14 protein-coding genes are annotated in these 16,341 nt (G+C 63.5%); 6 read left to right on the plus strand and 8 right to left on the minus strand.

Annotated elements, in window-relative coordinates; genetic code table 11:
* Nucleotides 1-32: 32 nt before the first annotated feature.
* The gene (metE, locus tag B2790_RS13620; RefSeq protein WP_286918986.1) at nt 33-2,324 is read right to left on the minus strand and encodes a 5-methyltetrahydropteroyltriglutamate--homocysteine S-methyltransferase; all 2,292 of its coding nucleotides are present in this window, start codon (nt 2,322-2,324) and stop codon (nt 33-35) included.
* A gap of 336 nt (nt 2,325-2,660) precedes the next feature.
* Between metE and B2790_RS13625 the strand changes: the two genes are divergently transcribed.
* On the plus strand, nt 2,661-4,148 hold the full coding sequence (locus tag B2790_RS13625) for a methylenetetrahydrofolate reductase C-terminal domain-containing protein (protein ID WP_286918987.1): 1,488 nt from the start codon (nt 2,661-2,663) through the stop codon (nt 4,146-4,148).
* Here the strand turns inward: B2790_RS13625 and yjiA are convergent.
* The 3 genes from yjiA to B2790_RS13640 form a co-directional block, all read right to left on the minus strand.
* Entirely contained in the window at nt 4,108-5,085 is a 978-nt protein-coding gene (gene yjiA, locus B2790_RS13630) for a GTPase (protein WP_108479963.1), read from the minus strand. The genes B2790_RS13625 and yjiA overlap by 41 nt on opposite strands.
* A gap of 187 nt (nt 5,086-5,272) precedes the next feature.
* Complete coding sequence (locus B2790_RS13635; protein ID WP_013974210.1) at nt 5,273-5,470, minus strand: YbdD/YjiX family protein; 198 nt, start codon at nt 5,468-5,470, stop codon at nt 5,273-5,275.
* A 13-nt stretch (nt 5,471-5,483) separates the two neighbouring features.
* Nucleotides 5,484-7,550: a carbon starvation CstA family protein gene (locus B2790_RS13640; protein WP_024087740.1), complete on the minus strand. Its 2,067-nt coding sequence runs from the start codon at nt 7,548-7,550 to the stop codon at nt 5,484-5,486.
* A 178-nt stretch (nt 7,551-7,728) separates the two neighbouring features.
* Here B2790_RS13640 and B2790_RS13645 point away from each other — a divergent pair, with 178 nt between their 5' ends.
* Both B2790_RS13645 and B2790_RS13650 read left to right on the plus strand, forming a co-directional pair.
* Nucleotides 7,729-8,091 (plus strand): PilZ domain-containing protein, encoded by a 363-nt coding sequence (locus B2790_RS13645; protein WP_286918988.1) that lies wholly within the window; start codon nt 7,729-7,731, stop codon nt 8,089-8,091.
* 263 nt (nt 8,092-8,354) lie between these two features.
* Entirely contained in the window at nt 8,355-9,872 is a 1,518-nt protein-coding gene (locus B2790_RS13650; RefSeq protein ID WP_286918989.1) for a nucleobase:cation symporter-2 family protein, read from the plus strand.
* Between the two features lie 176 nt (nt 9,873-10,048).
* On the opposite strand, the gene radA is transcribed toward B2790_RS13650, so the two are convergent.
* A complete protein-coding gene (gene radA, locus B2790_RS13655) occupies nt 10,049-11,419 on the minus strand; it encodes a DNA repair protein RadA (protein ID WP_003251626.1) in 1,371 nt (456 codons plus the stop codon).
* A gap of 177 nt (nt 11,420-11,596) precedes the next feature.
* On the opposite strand from radA, the gene mscL reads away from it, so the two are divergent.
* Nucleotides 11,597-12,016, plus strand: coding sequence for a large-conductance mechanosensitive channel protein MscL (gene mscL / locus B2790_RS13660; RefSeq protein WP_137162411.1), 420 nt, complete (start codon nt 11,597-11,599; stop codon nt 12,014-12,016).
* Nucleotides 12,017-12,133: 117 nt separating this feature from the next.
* Here the strand turns inward: mscL and B2790_RS13665 are convergent, their stop codons facing one another.
* Nucleotides 12,134-12,910 (minus strand): ferredoxin--NADP reductase, encoded by a 777-nt coding sequence (locus B2790_RS13665; RefSeq protein ID WP_286100569.1) that lies wholly within the window; start codon nt 12,908-12,910, stop codon nt 12,134-12,136.
* Nucleotides 12,911-13,122: 212 nt separating this feature from the next.
* Between B2790_RS13665 and B2790_RS13670 the strand changes: the two genes are divergently transcribed.
* Nucleotides 13,123-13,830, plus strand: a complete 708-nt coding sequence (locus B2790_RS13670) for an autoinducer binding domain-containing protein (protein WP_286918990.1) — start codon at nt 13,123-13,125, stop codon at nt 13,828-13,830.
* A gap of 96 nt (nt 13,831-13,926) precedes the next feature.
* On the plus strand, nt 13,927-15,051 hold the full coding sequence (locus B2790_RS13675; RefSeq protein WP_286918991.1) for a methyltransferase: 1,125 nt from the start codon (nt 13,927-13,929) through the stop codon (nt 15,049-15,051).
* 117 nt (nt 15,052-15,168) lie between these two features.
* Here the strand turns inward: B2790_RS13675 and B2790_RS13680 are convergent, their stop codons facing one another.
* Both B2790_RS13680 and cydB read right to left on the minus strand, forming a co-directional pair.
* Entirely contained in the window at nt 15,169-15,324 is a 156-nt protein-coding gene (locus tag B2790_RS13680; RefSeq protein WP_008094148.1) for a DUF2474 domain-containing protein, read from the minus strand.
* Nucleotides 15,325-15,333: 9 nt separating this feature from the next.
* On the minus strand, nt 15,334-16,341 hold the full coding sequence (gene cydB / locus B2790_RS13685; RefSeq protein WP_025340644.1) for a cytochrome d ubiquinol oxidase subunit II: 1,008 nt from the start codon (nt 16,339-16,341) through the stop codon (nt 15,334-15,336).

The raw sequence follows: 16,341 nt of genomic DNA on the forward strand, positions 1-16,341 counted from the left end.
CCCGCGAAGAGGCCGGTAAAGGCAGCGAAAAATCAGGCAGTGGCACGCAGCTCGCGGGCAGCTGCGACCATGTTCACCAGCGCTGCCTCGGTCTCTGGCCAGCCACGGGTCTTCAGCCCGCAATCCGGGTTGACCCACAGGCGCTCGGCCGGGATACGCCGGGCAGCCTTGCGCAGCAGCTTGACCATTTCCTCACGGGTGGGCACCCGTGGCGAGTGAATGTCATACACACCCGGGCCGATCTCGTTGGGGTAGGCGAACCGCTCGAACGCCGCCAGCAGCTCCATGTCCGAGCGCGAGGTCTCGATGGTGATCACGTCGGCATCCATCGCCGCGATCGACTCGATCACGTCGTTGAACTCGCTGTAGCACATGTGGGTGTGGATCTGGGTTTCGTCACGCACCCCCGAGGCACACAGGCGGAAGGCCTCGGTGGCCCACTCCAGGTAATGGGCCCAGGCGCCGTGGCGCAGCGGCAAGCCTTCACGGAAGGCCGCTTCGTCGATCTGCACGATCCTGATACCCGCCGCTTCCAGGTCGACCACTTCGTCGCGGATCGCCAGCGCCAGCTGGCGCGCCTGCACTTCGCGGCTCACGTCTTCACGCGGGAACGACCACATCAGCATGGTCACCGGGCCGGTCAGCATGCCCTTCATCACCTTGCTGGTCAGGCCCTGGGCGTACTTTATCCATTCCACGGTCATGGCCTTCGGCCGGCTCAGGTCGCCAACGATCACCGCAGGCTTCACGCAGCGCGAACCATAGCTCTGAACCCAGCCAAAGCGGGTGAACACATAGCCATCGATCTGCTCGGCGAAGTACTCGACCATGTCGTTGCGCTCAGCCTCGCCGTGCACCAGCACATCCAGGCCCAGGTCCTCCTGGATTTTCACCGCATGGCGGATCTCGCTGTGCATGGCCTCGACGTAATCGGCCTCGGTCAGCTTGCCCTGCCTGTAGGCCTGGCGTGCCAGGCGAATCGCCGAGGTCTGCGGGAACGAACCGATGGTGGTGGTCGGGAACGCCGGCAGGTCGAGCCCCGCACGCTGCTTGGCGATACGTTGGGCAAACGCCGACTGACGCTGGCTATCAGCGGGCTTGATGGCCGCCAGGCGGGCCTGCACGGCCGGCTTGTGAATACGCGGCGAAGCGGCGCGGCTGGCCTGCACGGCCTGGCTCTGGGCCAATGCGGCGGCCACGTCGTCGGCTTGTGGGGCATTGATGGCCTTGGCCAGCAGCGCTACTTCCTGGCACTTCTGCACGGCGAAGGCAAGCCAGCTGTGCAGTTCGGCATCAAGCTGGTCTTCACGGTCCAGGTCCACCGGGCTGTGCAGCAGCGAGCAGGATGGCGCCACCCACAGCCGCTCACCCAGGCGCTCATGGGCATGGCGCAGTACCTCCAGCGCCTTTTCCAGGTCGCAGCGCCAGACGTTGCGGCCGTTGACCAGGCCCAGCGACAGCACCTTGTAGGCCGGCAGGCGGTCGAGGATGGTCGGGTACTGCTCGGGCGCACGTACCAGGTCGATGTGCAGGCCATCGACCGGCAGGTTGGCGGCCAGGCCCAGGTTGTCTTCCAGGCCGCCGAAGTAGGTGGCGATCAGCTTCTTCAGTGGCGCCCGCTGAAGGATGTTGTAGACGCGCTCGTAGCCATTCTTCCAGTCCTGAGGCAGGTCCAGGGCCAGGATCGGCTCATCGATCTGCACCCATTCCACGCCTTGGGCAGCCAGGCGGTTGAGGATCTGGTCATACAGCGGCAGCAGGCGATCGAGCAGCTCCAGCTTGTCGAAATCGCCACCCTTGGCCTTGCCCAGCCACAGGTAGGTCAGCGGGCCGATCACCACCGGTTTGACCGCGTGGCCCAGGGCCTGGGCTTCTGCCACTTCTTCGAACAGTTGCTCCCAGCTCAGGGCGAACTGCTGGTCGGCGGTGAATTCTGGGACCAGGTAGTGGTAGTTGGTATCGAACCACTTGGTCATTTCCTGGGCGTGCGCGCCGCCGCAGCAGCTGTCACCCACGGCGCCACGGGCCATGGCGAACAGGGTTTGCAGGGTTGGCCTGGCAGCGTCGTGGCTGCGGAAACGCTGCGGGATCACGCCGAAGGTCAGCGAGTGGGTGAGCACCTGGTCGTACCAGGCGAAGTCGCCGACCGGCAGCAGTTCGATGCCGGCGTCTTTCTGCACCTGCCAGTGGCGGGCACGCAACTCGCGACCGACGGCGCGCAGGCCGGCTTCGTCGAGTTCACCCTTCCAGAAGGCTTCCTGGGCCTTTTTCAGCTCGCGATCGCGGCCGATACGTGGAAAGCCCAGGTTGTGTGCCAGTGCCATGTCTTGTCCCTCAGCATGCATAAATGAATGAGGGGGATTTTCCGGGCACCGGCATCTTGAGACAAACTCATTAAATTTGAGATGAACTCAAGGTTTTCTCATGTTGATGATTTTGTACTGCCTGCACTGGCCCCTTCGCGGGCATGCCCGCTCCCACAGGGTTCCCACATGCTTCAAGGTTCATGCATTACCTGTGGGAGCGGGCGCGCCCGCGAAGAGGCCGGCACAGGCAAACCCCGGATGTCTCATTCAGAGCACCACCCTGCGCATCCGGACATGACCCCACCCGCCTTCTGCCGCACAATGCCACCCTGACCAAACCAGGTACCCGGCCCCATGAGCCTGCTGAAAACCGCGCTGCGCGAAAACACCTTCGTCTGCGTCATGGAGTTCGTCCCCAAGCCCTCCGCAGAACGCTTCGCCGCCATGGACGCCATCCTGGCCCGTGCGCACCTGTGCGGCTGGCCGATGACCGTGGCCATCGGCGACCGCGTCGGTAGCCCGCTGGACATGTCGCCACTGGACGCCCTCGCCTCGTTCAGCAACCCGGTACCCGCCCTGCCGCACTTCTCTGGCAAGGACCGCGAACGCCACCACCTGCTTGCCCAAATGCAACGCATGGATGCCGCCGGCCTCGACCAACTGTTGCTGCTCACCGGCGACCGCCTGCCGGGCCACCAGCCCGGCCAGCGCCCGGTACGCTACCTGGAATCGGTCGCAGCCCTGCAGATCGCCCGCCAGGCCTGCCCGCACTGGCTGCTTGGCGCGGCGCTCAACCCGTTCAAGTACTGCGAGGAAGAAGGCGGCGCCCAATACTTCAAGGCCGAGAAAAAACTGGCGGCAGGCGCCGATTTCCTCACCCTGCAACTGGGTTTCGATGCCGGCAAACACCAGGAAGCGATGCACTGGATGAGCCGCCAGGCCGCGCCCAGGCCGATGCTGGCCTGCCTGATGAGCCTCACCCACGGGCGTGCGACGATGCTCGAGCATGTGGCCGGCGTGACCGTCACGCCGTCCATGCGCGACATGCTGGAAGCGGAAGCGGCGAAGTCCAAGGCCTTTGCCTTGGCGCGCAGCGTCGACCGCCTGGCCTTGCAGATCATCGGCGTGAAACTGATGGGCTACGCCGGCGTGCATCTGTCGGGGGTTCACGAACTCAAGCAACTGCTGGCCCTGGAGGCACGCATCGAGCACTGGCAGGCGCAAATCCACACACTGGAACAATGGGCGCCGGCCTGGCAGGCCAGCTGGCAGATGCCCGGCCTGCCGGCAGTCAGCTTCCATCCGCCGCAGGCTAGCTGGTGCCAGGGCGAGTCACGGGTCGATGCCTCGTTCAAGGAGAAAGCGCGCTATCACCTGATGCATGGCATGCACTCGCTGCTGTTCAGCCGTCGCAATGGCCTGAGCAAGGCGTTTGGCTGGGCGGTGCGCCAGCCGATGTGGGCTACCCGGCTTGGCGCGCAGGTGCTGCACAAGGTGGAACACGCGGTGAAACGCCCGCTGGTAGGCTGCGACACCTGCGGCCGCTGCCGCCTGGAAGACACCCTGTACATCTGCCCGGAAACCTGCCCCAAGGGCCTGGCCAACGGCCCCTGCGGCGGCACCGCGCTCAACCGCTGCGAGTTCGGCGACCGCGAATGCATCCACAGCGTCAAGTACCGCACCGCCAAGGCGATGCGGCAGACGGAGCTGCTGACCGAGCGCCTGATCCCGTGCATCGAGCTCGAGACACGCCACCGTAGTTCTTGGCCGCAGTGGTTCCAGGCCCAGACGCCGCGTCAGTTCAGCTCGCAGCCAGCGCCTCGAACCCAGCCCGAATCGTAGCCTCGGGCAGTTCGTCGGCGATGAACACCATCACGCTCTCGCGGGTTTCACCCTCGGCCCACTCGGCGTCCCAGTCGAAGCCATAGAGTTTGAGCACGCCCTGGAACACCAGCTTGCGCGATTCACCGGCAATATTCAGTACGCCCTTGTAGCGCAGCAGTTGCTTGCCGTGGGTTTCCAGCAGTTCGTTCATGAAGTCGCTGAGCCGGTCTATGTCCAGCGCGCTTTCCGTGCGCAGCACCAAGGTGGAGATCCGATCCGGGGTAGCGGGCTTGAGCAGCGGGCGTAGTGCTGGCTTCAAGTTCGCGCCCAGGTCGGGGTTTAGGTTGAAACCACGTACATCCAGCAGCTCGGCCAGGTCGATGCGACCATGCTCGACCACGCGGATCGCAGCCCGCCCATTGATGCGGGCCAGGCGCTCGCGCAAGGCCTCTACCGCAGCGGGCTCGACCAGGTCGGTCTTGCTCAGCAGCAGGCGATCGGCAAAGCCGACCTGGGCCTGGGCGATGGTCTGGGTCAGGTGCAGTTCGGCGTGGGCGGTATCGACCAGGGTGATGATGCCGTCGAGGATATAGCGCTCACGCAGTTCCTCGTCGATGAAGAAGGTTTGGGCCACCGGCGCCGGGTCGGCCAGGCCGGTGCATTCGATTACCAGGCGGTCGAAGGCGATCTCGCCGGCATCCAGGCGTTCGAGCAGCAGGTACAAGGCGCGGGTCAGGTCGCCATGGATGCTGCAGCACACGCAGCCATTGGCCAAAGTCATCACCTGCACTGGCTCGTCGCCGAGCAGCTGGCTGTCGATGCCGGCCTCGCTGAATTCGTTCTCTATAACGGCGATCTTCAGGCCGTGCTCGGCCTTGAGCATGTGCTTGAGCAAGGTGGTCTTGCCGGCACCGAGGAAGCCAGTGAGTACGGTTACGGGAATAGGCGTCTGCACGCAGAACATCTCCTGTGCGGAAAAAACACTGGCCTCATCGCCGGCAAGCCAGCTCCCACAGATACCGCACAGACCTTGAGGCCTGTGGAGTACCTGTGGGAGCCGGCTTGCCGGCGATGAGGCCGGGGCAGGGGTAATCAACTTTGCGAANNCGGCGATGAGGCCGGGACAGGTTAACGCTTGTGGCTCAACAGCACTTGGGCCCGGACTTGCCGCCATAACGCGCTTCCTGGCGTTCGCGGAAGAACTCCTCGTACGTCATGACCGGCTTGTCCGGGTGCTTGGTCTGCATGTGCTCGACGTAGTTGTCGTAGTCGGGCATGCCGACCATCAGGCGGGCTGCCTGCCCCAGGTATTTACCCAGTCGACCCAGGTCGTTGAACATCGCAGCAGTCCTCTCAAGCGTCAGGCAGGGCCTGGAACGGGGTTTCCTTGTCGGTGCGCTCCTTGCGGCCGAGGGCGGCGAAGCCGACCTTTACAGCGAAGAACAGCACGCTGAACACCACCACCAGGAACAGCACAGTCAGGCCGGCGTTGGTGTAGGCGTTGAAGATCACGTGCTGCATCTGCCCGATGTCCTTGGCCGGGGCCAGTACCTGGCCGGCGTCCAGTGCGGTGCTGTACTTCTTGGCCAGGGCCAGGAAGCCGACTGCCGGGTTCGGGTCGAACAGCTTGATCAGGCCTGCGGTGGTGGTGCAGATCAGCAGCCACACGGCCGGTAGCAGGGTGACCCAGACGTAGCGCTGGCGCTTCATCTTGATCAGCACCACGGTGCCGAGCATCAGGGCGATACCGGCCAGCATCTGGTTGGAGATGCCGAACAGCGGCCACAGGGTGTTGATGCCACCCAGCGGGTCGATCACGCCCTGGTACAGCAGGTAGCCCCACAGGGCCACGCAGCCGGCAGTACCGATCAGGTTGGCAGTCCACGACTCGGTGCGCTTGAGCGCCGGTACGAAGCTGCCCAGCAGGTCCTGCAGCATGAAGCGCCCGGCACGGGTGCCGGCGTCCACTGCGGTGAGGATGAACAGCGCCTCGAACAGGATCGCGAAGTGGTACCAGAAGGCCATGGTATTTTCACCTGGCAGCACCTGGTGCAGGATCTGCGCGATACCCACGGCGAGTGTCGGCGCACCACCAGCACGGGCCAGCACGGTGTGCTCGCCAATGTCGCGGGCGGTGGCCTCGAGCTGCTCAGGGGTGATCAGGAAGCCCCAGCTGCTCACCGTTTGCGCAACCGACGCCACATCGGCACCGACCACCGCGGCCGGGCTGTTCATGGCGAAGTACACGCCTGGCTCGATCACCGAGGCGGCGACCATGGCCATGATGGCAACGAACGATTCCATCAGCATGCCGCCGTAGCCGATGTAGCGGGCGTTGGTTTCGTTGTCCAGCAGCTTTGGCGTGGTCCCCGAGGAAATCAGCGCGTGGAAGCCGGACACCGCGCCACAGGCAATGGTGATGAACAGGAACGGGAACAGGGTGCCTTTCCACACAGGGCCGGTGCCGTCGGTGAACTGGGTCAGCGCCGGCATCTTCAACTCGGGCGCGATGATCAGGATACCGATGGCCAGGCCGACGATGGTGCCGATCTTGAGGAAGGTCGAAAGATAGTCACGTGGCGCAAGTACCAGCCATACCGGCAGTACCGCGGCGACGAAGCCATAACCCACAAGCATCCAGGTGATCTGCACGCCGGTGAAGGTGAACGCCGGGCCCCAGGTCGGGTCCGCGGCAATCTGGCCCCCCAGCCAGATCGAAGCCAGCAGCAGCACCACGCCGATGACCGAGATCTCACCGATATGGCCCGGGCGGATGTAGCGCATGTAGATGCCCATGAACATCGCGATCGGGATGGTCGCCATCACCGTGAACATGCCCCACGGGCTTTCGGCCAGGGCCTTGACCACGATCAGTGCCAGCACCGCGAGGATGATGATCATGATCAGGAAGCAACCGAACAGGGCGATGGTGCCCGGAATGCGGCCCATTTCCTCACGTACCATGTCGCCCAGCGAACGGCCGTTGCGGCGGGTGGACAGGAACAGGACCATGAAGTCCTGCACCGCGCCAGCCAGCACCACGCCGGCGATCAGCCACAGCGTGCCGGGCAGGTAGCCCATCTGCGCGGCGAGCACCGGGCCGACCAGGGGCCCTGCGCCAGCGATGGCGGCGAAGTGGTGGCCGAAGAGGATGTGTTTGTTGGTCGGGACGTAGTCCAGGCCGTCGTTGTTGAGCACCGCCGGGGTGGCACGGCGTGGGTCGAGCTGCATCACCTTGGTGGCGATGAACAGGCTGTAGTAGCGATAGGCGACCAGGTAGATGGCCACTGCCGCGACCACGATCCACAAGGCATTGATCGCCTCGCCGCGACGCAGGGCAACCACACCCAGCGCACAGGCTCCTATGACTGCCAGCGCCAGCCACGGAATGTGGCGTAGCAGGCTATTATTGTTGTTCATGGTTTGCTTCCAGCTGGTGGATTGGAAAAGACCGCCCATCGAGTCTAGGGCGAGTCATCGCGCATTGCCACACTTGCTTTGGTCTAGAGCCTCTGCGGCGAGATTGCGGTACCTGATGTACATACCACTCTAACTATAGTCAGGATGACACCTGAGGACCTACGCGAGGATCTACCCCATGAGCGATCACGACGAACGCCGCCGTTTCCAGCGCATCGACTTCGACGCCCCCATCGAGCTGCGCCAGGGCGTGCAACGCTGGCCTGCCAAGCTGCTGGACCTTTCACTCAAAGGTTTGCTGATCGAACGCCCGGCAAATTGGGATGCCGACCTGACCCAGGATTTCGATGCCATCATTCACCTGGCCCCCGATGCACGGGTACAGATGCAGGTTGAACTGCGTCATGAGGAGACGGACCGCCTGGGCTTCATCTGCCTGTACATCGACGTCGAGTCGATGACCCATCTGCACCGTCTTGTGGAATTGAACGTGGCCGACAGCACCGAAATGATGCGTGAGCTGCGCGAACTCATCGAATAATGAAATCTCTTAGCTAGCTAATGGCCTCCCCGCCTTGTGTTTCCTGTCTACCCAGACAGCTTTAAGCCTGGGTAGCAGCGTTTTGTACACACCCCTCTAGCACAGCATCTGACAAGTTGGTACGCCTTCTGCATTGGGTTCTCGCACACCTTGCGGGCACTCTTGTGCGCGCTCCGATCAAAATATTGTATACAATTCTTGTGGCAATCATTTGTAGGAAGTGTCTACAGTAGCACCACAACAATAAACAGAGAGCCTGCTCCATGACTACGTCCCCTAGCACGTCTCCCGCCAAGCGCCCCGAGGATGAAAACCTAGGCCTTGGTGCCAACCTGGCCTATGGTCTGCAGCATGTGCTGACCATGTACGGGGGGATCGTCGCGGTACCCCTGATCCTGGGGCAGGCCGCGGGCCTGAACGGTGCCGAAATCGGCATGCTGATCGCCGCTTCGTTGTTTGCCGGTGGCCTGGCCACCCTGCTGCAGACCCTCGGCCTGCCGTTCTTCGGCTGCCAGTTGCCGCTGGTGCAGGGCGTTTCGTTCGCCGGCGTGGCAACCATGGGTGCGATCCTCAGCAGCGAGGGCGGCGGCGGCCTGCCGGGCGTGCTCGGGGCGGTCATGGCAGCGTCGCTGATCGGCTTTCTGATCACCCCGGTGTTCTCGCGCATTACCAAGTTCTTCCCGCCGCTGGTCACCGGCATCGTCATCACCACCATCGGCCTGACCCTGATGCCCGTGGCCGCTCGCTGGGTGATGGGTGGCAACAGCGCCTCGCCGGAATTCGGCAGCGTGGCCAACATCGGCCTGGCGGCCCTGACCTTCGCCATCGTGCTGCTGCTGAGCAAACTGGGCAGCGCGGCGATCTCGCGCCTGTCGATCCTGCTGGCCATGGTGGTCGGCACGCTGATCGCCTGGGCGCTGGGCATGGCTGACTTCAGCAAGGTCACTGAAGGCCCAATGTTCGCCTTCCCCACGCCGTTCCATTTCGGCATGCCGGAATTCCACATCGCCGCGATCCTGTCGATGTGCATCGTGATCATGGTGACCCTGGTGGAGACCTCGGCCGACATCCTCGCCGTGGGTGAGATCATCGACACCAAGGTCGACTCCAAGCGCCTTGGCAACGGCCTGCGCGCCGACATGGCATCGAGCATCCTGGCGCCGGTCTTCGGCTCGTTCACCCAGAGCGCGTTCGCTCAGAACGTCGGCCTGGTAGCCGTGACCGGGGTCAAGAGCCGCTACGTGGTGGCCACCGGTGGCGTGATCCTGGTGGTGCTCGGCCTGCTGCCGATCATGGGCCGGGTGATTGCCGCGGTCCCGACTCCGGTACTGGGTGGCGCGGGCATCGTGCTGTTCGGCACCGTGGCGGCCAGCGGTATCCGCACCCTGTCCAAGGTCAGCTACAAGAACAACGTCAACCTGATCATCGTCGCCGCCTCGCTGGGCTTCGGCATGATCCCGATTGCCGCACCGACCTTCTACCACCACTTCCCGAACTGGTTCGAGACCATCTTCCACTCGGGCATCAGCTCGGCGGCGATCATGGCCATTCTGCTGAACCTGATCTTCAACCACTTCACCGCCGGCAACTCGGACCAGCAGTCGGTGTTTGCCGCCGCGTACGAGCGCACCATCCAGTACTCGGACATTTCAGCGCTGCGTGATGGCGACTACTTCAAGGATGGCAAGCTGTTCGATGCCGAGGGTAATGAAGTGCCGATGCTGGAACTGGACGAGCATGGCAATGAAACGGTCAGGCGCAGTGCGGTTGCCGAGCATTGACCGCTGACTGAGCGGTGAGGTGGGGGGCCGACGCGCATCGTCGGCCCCTTTTTCATTTACCTGTACCGGCCTCTTCGCGGGCGCGCCCGCTCCCACAGGGACTGCACAAGCTTCGGAGACCGAGGTGATCCTGTGGGAGCGGGCGTGCCCGCGAAGAGGCCGGTACAGGCCACGAATTATTCGAACAGCGCATCCAGGGCCTGCTCCAGCCGGGTAACGGCAATCACCTGCAACCCTGCCGGAGCCTCTTTCGGCGCATTGCCCTTGGGCACGATGGCCCGCTTGAAACCATGCTTGGCGGCTTCCTTCAAACGCTCCTGGCCACTGGGCACCGGCCGCACCTCGCCCGACAGGCCGATCTCGCCAAACACCAGCAGGCCATGGGCCAGGGGCCGGTTGCGCAGGCTGGACATCACCGCCGCCAGCAGCGCCAGGTCCGAGGCGGTTTCCAGCACCTTCACCCCGCCCACCACATTGAGGAACACATCCTGGTCATGGGTGGGAATACCGCCGTGGCGGTGCAGCACTGCCAGCAACATGGCCAGGCGGTTCTGGTCCAGGCCCAGGGTCACCCGGCGCGGGTTGGCCAGGTGGCTGTCGTCGACCAGCGCCTGCACCTCCACCAGCATCGGCCGGGTGCCCTCCCAGGTCGCCATCACCACGCTGCCCGGTACTTCCTCCTGGGTGCGGTTGAGGAAGATCGCCGAGGGGTTGGACACCTCCTTCAGGCCACGATCGGTCATGCCGAACACACCCAGCTCGTTGACCGCGCCAAAGCGGTTCTTCACCGCCCGCAGCAGGCGCAGGCGGCCATCGGACTCGCCCTCGAAATACAGCACGGTGTCCACCATGTGCTCGAGTACCCGCGGGCCGGCCAGCGAGCCTTCCTTGGTCACGTGGCCGACCAGGAAGATCGCCGTGCCGCTCTGCTTGGCGTAGCGCACCAGCAACGCCGTGCTTTCGCGCACCTGGGCCACGCCGCCGGGTGCCGATTGCAACTGCTCGGTGAAAATGGTCTGGATCGAGTCGATCACCATGACCCGCGGTTTCTCGACGCGGGCCGTGGCGATGATGGTCTCGATGCAGGTTTCGGTCATCACCTTGAGCTGGTCCTGGGGCAGGCCCAGGCGCCGGGAGCGCATGGCCACCTGCTGCTGCGACTCCTCGCCGGTGACATACAGCGCCGGCATGCCCACGGCAATGTTGCACAAGGTCTGCAGCAGGATGGTCGACTTGCCGATGCCGGGGTCACCACCGATCAACACCACCGAGCCATCCACCAGGCCACCGCCCAGCACGCGGTCCAGTTCGGTGCTGCTGGTGGTGAAGCGCGGGATTTCCTCGACGCTGACTTCGGCCAGGGTCTTGATCTGCGCCTGCTGCCCGGTCCAGCCGGCACGGCCGCTACTGGGCGCAGCGGCGCCGCCGCTTTCGATCATGGTCTCGACCAAGGTGTTCCAGGCGCCGCATTCGCCACACTGGCCGGCCCATTTGGGGAAGGTCGCACCGCACTCGGTGCAGCCATACAAGCGCTTGGCCTTGGCCATGGCTGGGGTCTCCTGGAAAAAAACCGCCATGATAGCCGAGCCGGACGTGCCTCGAACGCCTCGGGATGCGACAAAACTATTCGTTCTAACAGCAGTCTGTGGCCCTGAGCACAACGCATGAAGCGTTTGAGTGGCTTACACTGCGTAAACCTTACCTTTTGTTACAAGGAACCAAACATGGGCATGATCAGTGAATTCAAGGCCTTCGCGGTCAAAGGCAATGTCGTCGACATGGCGGTTGGTATCATCATCGGCGCGGCCTTCGGCAAGATCGTCTCGTCTTTCGTCGGTGACGTGGTCATGCCGCCACTGGGCCTGTTGATCGGTGGCGTGGACTTCAGCGACCTGGCAATTACTCTGAAGGCTGCCGAAGGTGACATTCCGGCCGTGGTGCTGGCGTATGGCAAGTTCATCCAGACCGTGATCGACTTCCTGATCGTGGCCTTTGCCATCTTTATGGGGGTGAAGGCGATCAACCAGCTCAAGCGTGAAGAGGCCGTGGCGCCGACTGCACCGCCTGTGCCGACTGCAGAAGAAACCTTGCTGACCGAGATCCGCGACTTGCTCAAGGCGCAGAATCAGAACCGCTTGCCCTGAGGCTGTATAGGGAACGCTGTGGGAGCGGGCATGCCCGCGAAGAATCCAACGCGGTGGATGGCACCGGCTCCGCCGGTGTTCGCGGGCACGCCCGCTCCCACAACGGCCCCAACGGCCCTACCAGTAGTTCTCCACAGCCACCTGCCCCGGCCGCTTGCTCAGGCTCAATTGCAGGTCGCGCGCCTTCAGTACCTTGCGCGTTTCATCAATCATCTCCGGGTTGCCACACAGCATCACCCGCGAATGTTCCGGCGACAGCTCCAGCCCCGCCGCCTTCTCCAGCCCGCCATTCTCGATCAGCGTGGTAATACGCTGGTTCAACGCCCCCGGGTGCGGTTCACGGGTCACCACCGGAATGAACTGCAACTTGCCGGCGAATTCGGCCAGGTAATCGCGCTGCTCCAGCCCAGCGATCTCATCCACATAGGCCAGCTCTTTCGCTTCGCGCACCGAGTACACCAGCTTGATGTTGTCGAAACGCTCCCAGGCCTCGAAGTCCTGCAGGATCGACATGAACGGCGCAATGCCAGTACCGGTCGCCAGCAACCACAAGTCGCGGCCACCAACGAAGCGGTCGAGGGTAAGGAAGCCGAAGGCCTGGCGGTCGATCAGCAGGGTATCGCCTGCCCCCAGTCGGCTCAGCTCGCTGGTGAATTCCCCACCGGGCACCACGATGGAGAAGAAGTCGAGGTGTTCGTCATGGGGCGCGCTGACCATGGAATAGGCGCGCCACACCACGCTGCCATCGGCCTTGGTCACGCCAAGGCGGGCAAACTGGCCGGAACGGAAGCGGAACCCCGCATCGCGCGTAACCCGCAGGCTGAAGAGGTTCGGCGTGAGTGGCTGAACATCGAGCAGGGTCTGGCGGGTGAACTTTTCGGCGCTAGCGGTCATATCGGGCTCCAGGTTTGGCGTGCGCACAGTGTCGCGCAAAGTGGCGCGGATAAAAACCACTGCTTTGTAGGGCCTCATCTGCGGCGATCCTGCCGAAGTCGCATCGTATCCTGACCGCTATAACAAAAAAATCTCAGCACATTGGTAGGTCTTTTCCTACAATCATGCGGGCACCCAAACGGACTGGACCTGAGGCACAAGGAGTATTTCAGATGCGCCACTGGAAAACCGAGTATCTTTGTGCGTTCGACGCCGAACGCTGCCCACAGAAGTTGTTCGGCATGGCCGTGCATATGGCGCAGGATCTGGGCATGGAGTACGTGGGGCTGAACATTCGCATCCAGATCGCTACGCAAACACCCCACCTGTTCCTGTACAGCAACTACCCCAGTGAATGGATCGAGCGCTACCAGCGCGAAGACCTGTACAAGCAGGACCCGGCTGCCGATTTGAGCCACAAATCCACCATGCCTGTGCTATGGACCGATGACCTGTATCGCGAGGCTCCGCAATTTCGTGAAGCTGCCTGCCAGAGCGGTTTGCGCCATGGCTGGACGCAGTCATTGCACGACCAGCAGCACAACGAAAGCCAGATAAGCGTGGCCAGGTCCACCAAGCCCATCAGTATTGTCGAACTCTACAGAAAGGCCGGCAGTGTGCAGTGGCTGAGTCACAAACTGCATGAGGTGATCAGCGCACATCACCTCACTGCACTATGCCCGCCGCAGCCGAAGTTGAGCGATCGGGAACTGGAAGTGCTGAAATGGTCGGCCGCCGGCAAGACCGCCGCCGACGTTGCCTGCATCCTGTCACTGTCGCAAAGCACGGTAAACTTCCATATCCGCAGTGTCATCACCAAGACCAACGCCGCCAACAAGGCCGCCGCCATCGCCATCGCCGCCCTGCGTGGCTGGATCTGACCTTCAAACCTGCGACCTTGGGCAAAGCCCTGTAGAATCGCCCGGCAAAGCCCGGGGCGAACCGCAACGGGCAGTTTCGTACCCGAGCCAGACGCCATGCCCCTGTTGACCACCCCCTACGCCGAACTCGACCTGATCCGCCAGCCGGAACAGGCCAACGACCCGCTGCAGGCTTTCGATGCCGCCGATGAGTACCTGCTTGCGCAGCTGCACGAACAGGCTCCAGGGGCCGACTGTCGGGTGCTGGTGCTCAATGACAGCTTCGGCGCCCTGGCCGCCAGCCTGGCGGGCAAGCTGCAGGTAGTCAGCAGTGGCGATTCACACCTGGCGCACCTGGCCCTGGAAAAGAACCTGGCACGCAACGGCCTGCCATTTGACAGTGTGCCGTTCGTGCCGGCCAGCGAACACTGGCAAGGCCCGTTCGACCGAGTACTGGTGCGCGTGCCCAAGACCCTGGCCCTGCTCGAAGAACAGCTGATCCGCCTGCAAGGCCACCTGGCGCCCGGTGCGCAGGTGATTGCCGGGGCGATGATCAAGCACCTGCCACGGGCGGCCGGTGACCTGATGGAGAAGTACATCGGCCCAGTGCAAGCCTCGCTGGCACAAAAAAAGGCCCGCTTGCTGACCGCGACGGTGGCCGATCGGCCGGTCGCCCGCTCACCCTACCCTAGCCGCTACCGCCTCGACGCGCCGGCGCTGGAGCTGCTGAACCACGCCAACGTGTTCTGCCGTGAGGGGCTGGATATCGGCACGCGGGCGTTCCTGCCGCACCTGCCCCGCGAACTGGGCCGCGCGCGGGTGGCGGACCTGGGCTGTGGCAACGGCGTGCTGGCGATCGCCAGCGCCCTGGCCAACCCGGATGCCCAATACATCCTGGTCGACGAGTCGTATATGGCGGTGCAATCGGCGCGAGAGAACTGGCAGGCCGCGCTAGGCGAGCGCCCGGCGGTGTTCGAGGCAGCCGATGGGTTGGCGGGGGTAGAGAAGCAGTCGCTGGATGTGGTGCTGTGCAATCCGCCGTTCCACCAGCAGCAGGTGGTGGGCGATTTCCTCGCCTGGCGCATGTTCCAGCAGGCGCGTGAAGCGTTGGTGGTGGGCGGGGCGCTGTATATCGTGGGTAACCGGCACCTGGGCTATCACAGCAAGCTGGCGCGGTTGTTCCGGGGGGTGGAACAGGTGGCGGCAACGCCCAAGTTCGTTATCCTGAAAGCCCGCAAGTAAGCCTGTACCGGCCCTATCGCCGGCAAGCCAGCTCCCACAGGTACTGCACTGCATTCAAGGGCAGTGACTTACCTGTGGGAGCTGGCTTGCCGGCGATAGGGCCAGAGCAGGCTTACCTCAATGGGTGGTCAGCCCCGCAGCCCCCATGAACAGGCGCATCACGTAGGCCGCCACGCCCAGGGCCGCCACGCTCATCGCCCAGATCAGCAGCAGCCAGCCCAGCCGCTGCCACAGGGGTTTCTTCTCGTCCAAGCCATGCTTGCCGGTCATCATGCACCCCTCCTAGTGATAGCCGTCTTCATGGGTCACCTTGCCGCGGAACACGTAGTAGCTCCAGAAGGTATACATGAGGATGAACGGCAGGATGAACAGTGTGCCCACCAGCATGAAGCCCTGGCTCTGCGGAGGCGCCGCGGCATCCCAGATCGAAATCGACGGCGGGATGATGTTCGGCCACAGGCTGATGCCCAGGCCGCTGTAACCGAGGAAGATCAGCACCAACGTCAGCAGGAACGGCGTGTAGTGCGCATTGCGCGCCACCGCCTTGAGCAACCCGTAGAAGGTCACCAGCACCAGGATCGGCACCGGCATGAACCAGACCAGGTTAGGCATGCTGAACCAGCGGTCGGCGATCTGCGGGTAGGCGATCGGTGTCCACAGGCTGACGATGCCGATCACTACCAGCAGCACCAGCGCCAGCGGCCGGGCGATGTCGTGCATCTTCTGCTGCAGCGACCCTTCGGTCTTCATGATCAGCCAGGTGCAGCCCAGCAGGGTGTAGGCAACGATCAGCCCCAGGCCACAGAACAGGCTGAACGGGGTCAGCCAGTCAAGGGTGCCACCGGCGAAATGCCGGTCGACCACCTTGAAGCCTTCGAGGAAGGCACCCAGCGCCACGCCCTGGAAGAAAGTGGCGATCAACGAGCCCCAGATGAACGCCTTGTCCCAGATGTGGCGTTTGTCGGCCTTGGCCTTGAAGCGGAACTCGAAGGCCACGCCGCGGAAGATCAGGCCGATCAGCATCAGGATCAATGGCAGGTACAGGGCCTCCAGCACTACCGAGTAAGCCATCGGGAACGCCCCGAACAGCCCGGCACCGCCCAGCACCAGCCAGGTCTCGTTACCGTCCCACACGGGGGCGACGGTGTTCATCATCACATCTCGGTCCTGCTCGCCCTTGACGAACGGGAAGAGCATGCCGATCCCCAGGTCGAAACCATCCATCACCACGTACATCATGACGCCGAAGATGATGATCACGGCCCAGATCAGCGAAAGGTCGATACCCAT

This window comes from Pseudomonas sp. UBA6753, from assembly GCF_002453565.1.
GTDB classification, from domain to species: domain Bacteria; phylum Pseudomonadota; class Gammaproteobacteria; order Pseudomonadales; family Pseudomonadaceae; genus Aquipseudomonas; species Aquipseudomonas putida_Z.

Excerpts from the sequence above, each read along its gene's own strand:
- B2790_RS13645 (WP_286918988.1), top strand. The coding sequence starts at position 7,729 with ATGAGCGATCACGACGAACGCCGCCGTTTCCAGCGCATCGACTTCGAC.
- B2790_RS13670 (WP_286918990.1), top strand. The coding sequence starts at position 13,123 with ATGCGCCACTGGAAAACCGAGTATCTTTGTGCGTTCGACGCCGAACGC.
- metE (WP_286918986.1), bottom strand. The coding sequence starts at position 2,324 with ATGGCACTGGCACACAACCTGGGCTTTCCACGTATCGGCCGCGATCGC.
- B2790_RS13625 (WP_286918987.1), top strand. The coding sequence starts at position 2,661 with ATGAGCCTGCTGAAAACCGCGCTGCGCGAAAACACCTTCGTCTGCGTC.
- B2790_RS13665 (WP_286100569.1), bottom strand. The coding sequence starts at position 12,910 with ATGACCGCTAGCGCCGAAAAGTTCACCCGCCAGACCCTGCTCGATGTT.
- B2790_RS13675 (WP_286918991.1), top strand. The coding sequence starts at position 13,927 with ATGCCCCTGTTGACCACCCCCTACGCCGAACTCGACCTGATCCGCCAG.
- B2790_RS13650 (WP_286918989.1), top strand. The coding sequence starts at position 8,355 with ATGACTACGTCCCCTAGCACGTCTCCCGCCAAGCGCCCCGAGGATGAA.
- B2790_RS13680 (WP_008094148.1), bottom strand. The coding sequence starts at position 15,324 with ATGATGACCGGCAAGCATGGCTTGGACGAGAAGAAACCCCTGTGGCAG.
- B2790_RS13640 (WP_024087740.1), bottom strand. The coding sequence starts at position 7,550 with ATGAACAACAATAATAGCCTGCTACGCCACATTCCGTGGCTGGCGCTG.
- radA (WP_003251626.1), bottom strand. The coding sequence starts at position 11,419 with ATGGCCAAGGCCAAGCGCTTGTATGGCTGCACCGAGTGCGGTGCGACC.
- cydB (WP_025340644.1), bottom strand. The coding sequence starts at position 16,341 with ATGGGTATCGACCTTTCGCTGATCTGGGCCGTGATCATCATCTTCGGC.
- mscL (WP_137162411.1), top strand. The coding sequence starts at position 11,597 with ATGGGCATGATCAGTGAATTCAAGGCCTTCGCGGTCAAAGGCAATGTC.
- B2790_RS13635 (WP_013974210.1), bottom strand. The coding sequence starts at position 5,470 with ATGTTCAACGACCTGGGTCGACTGGGTAAATACCTGGGGCAGGCAGCC.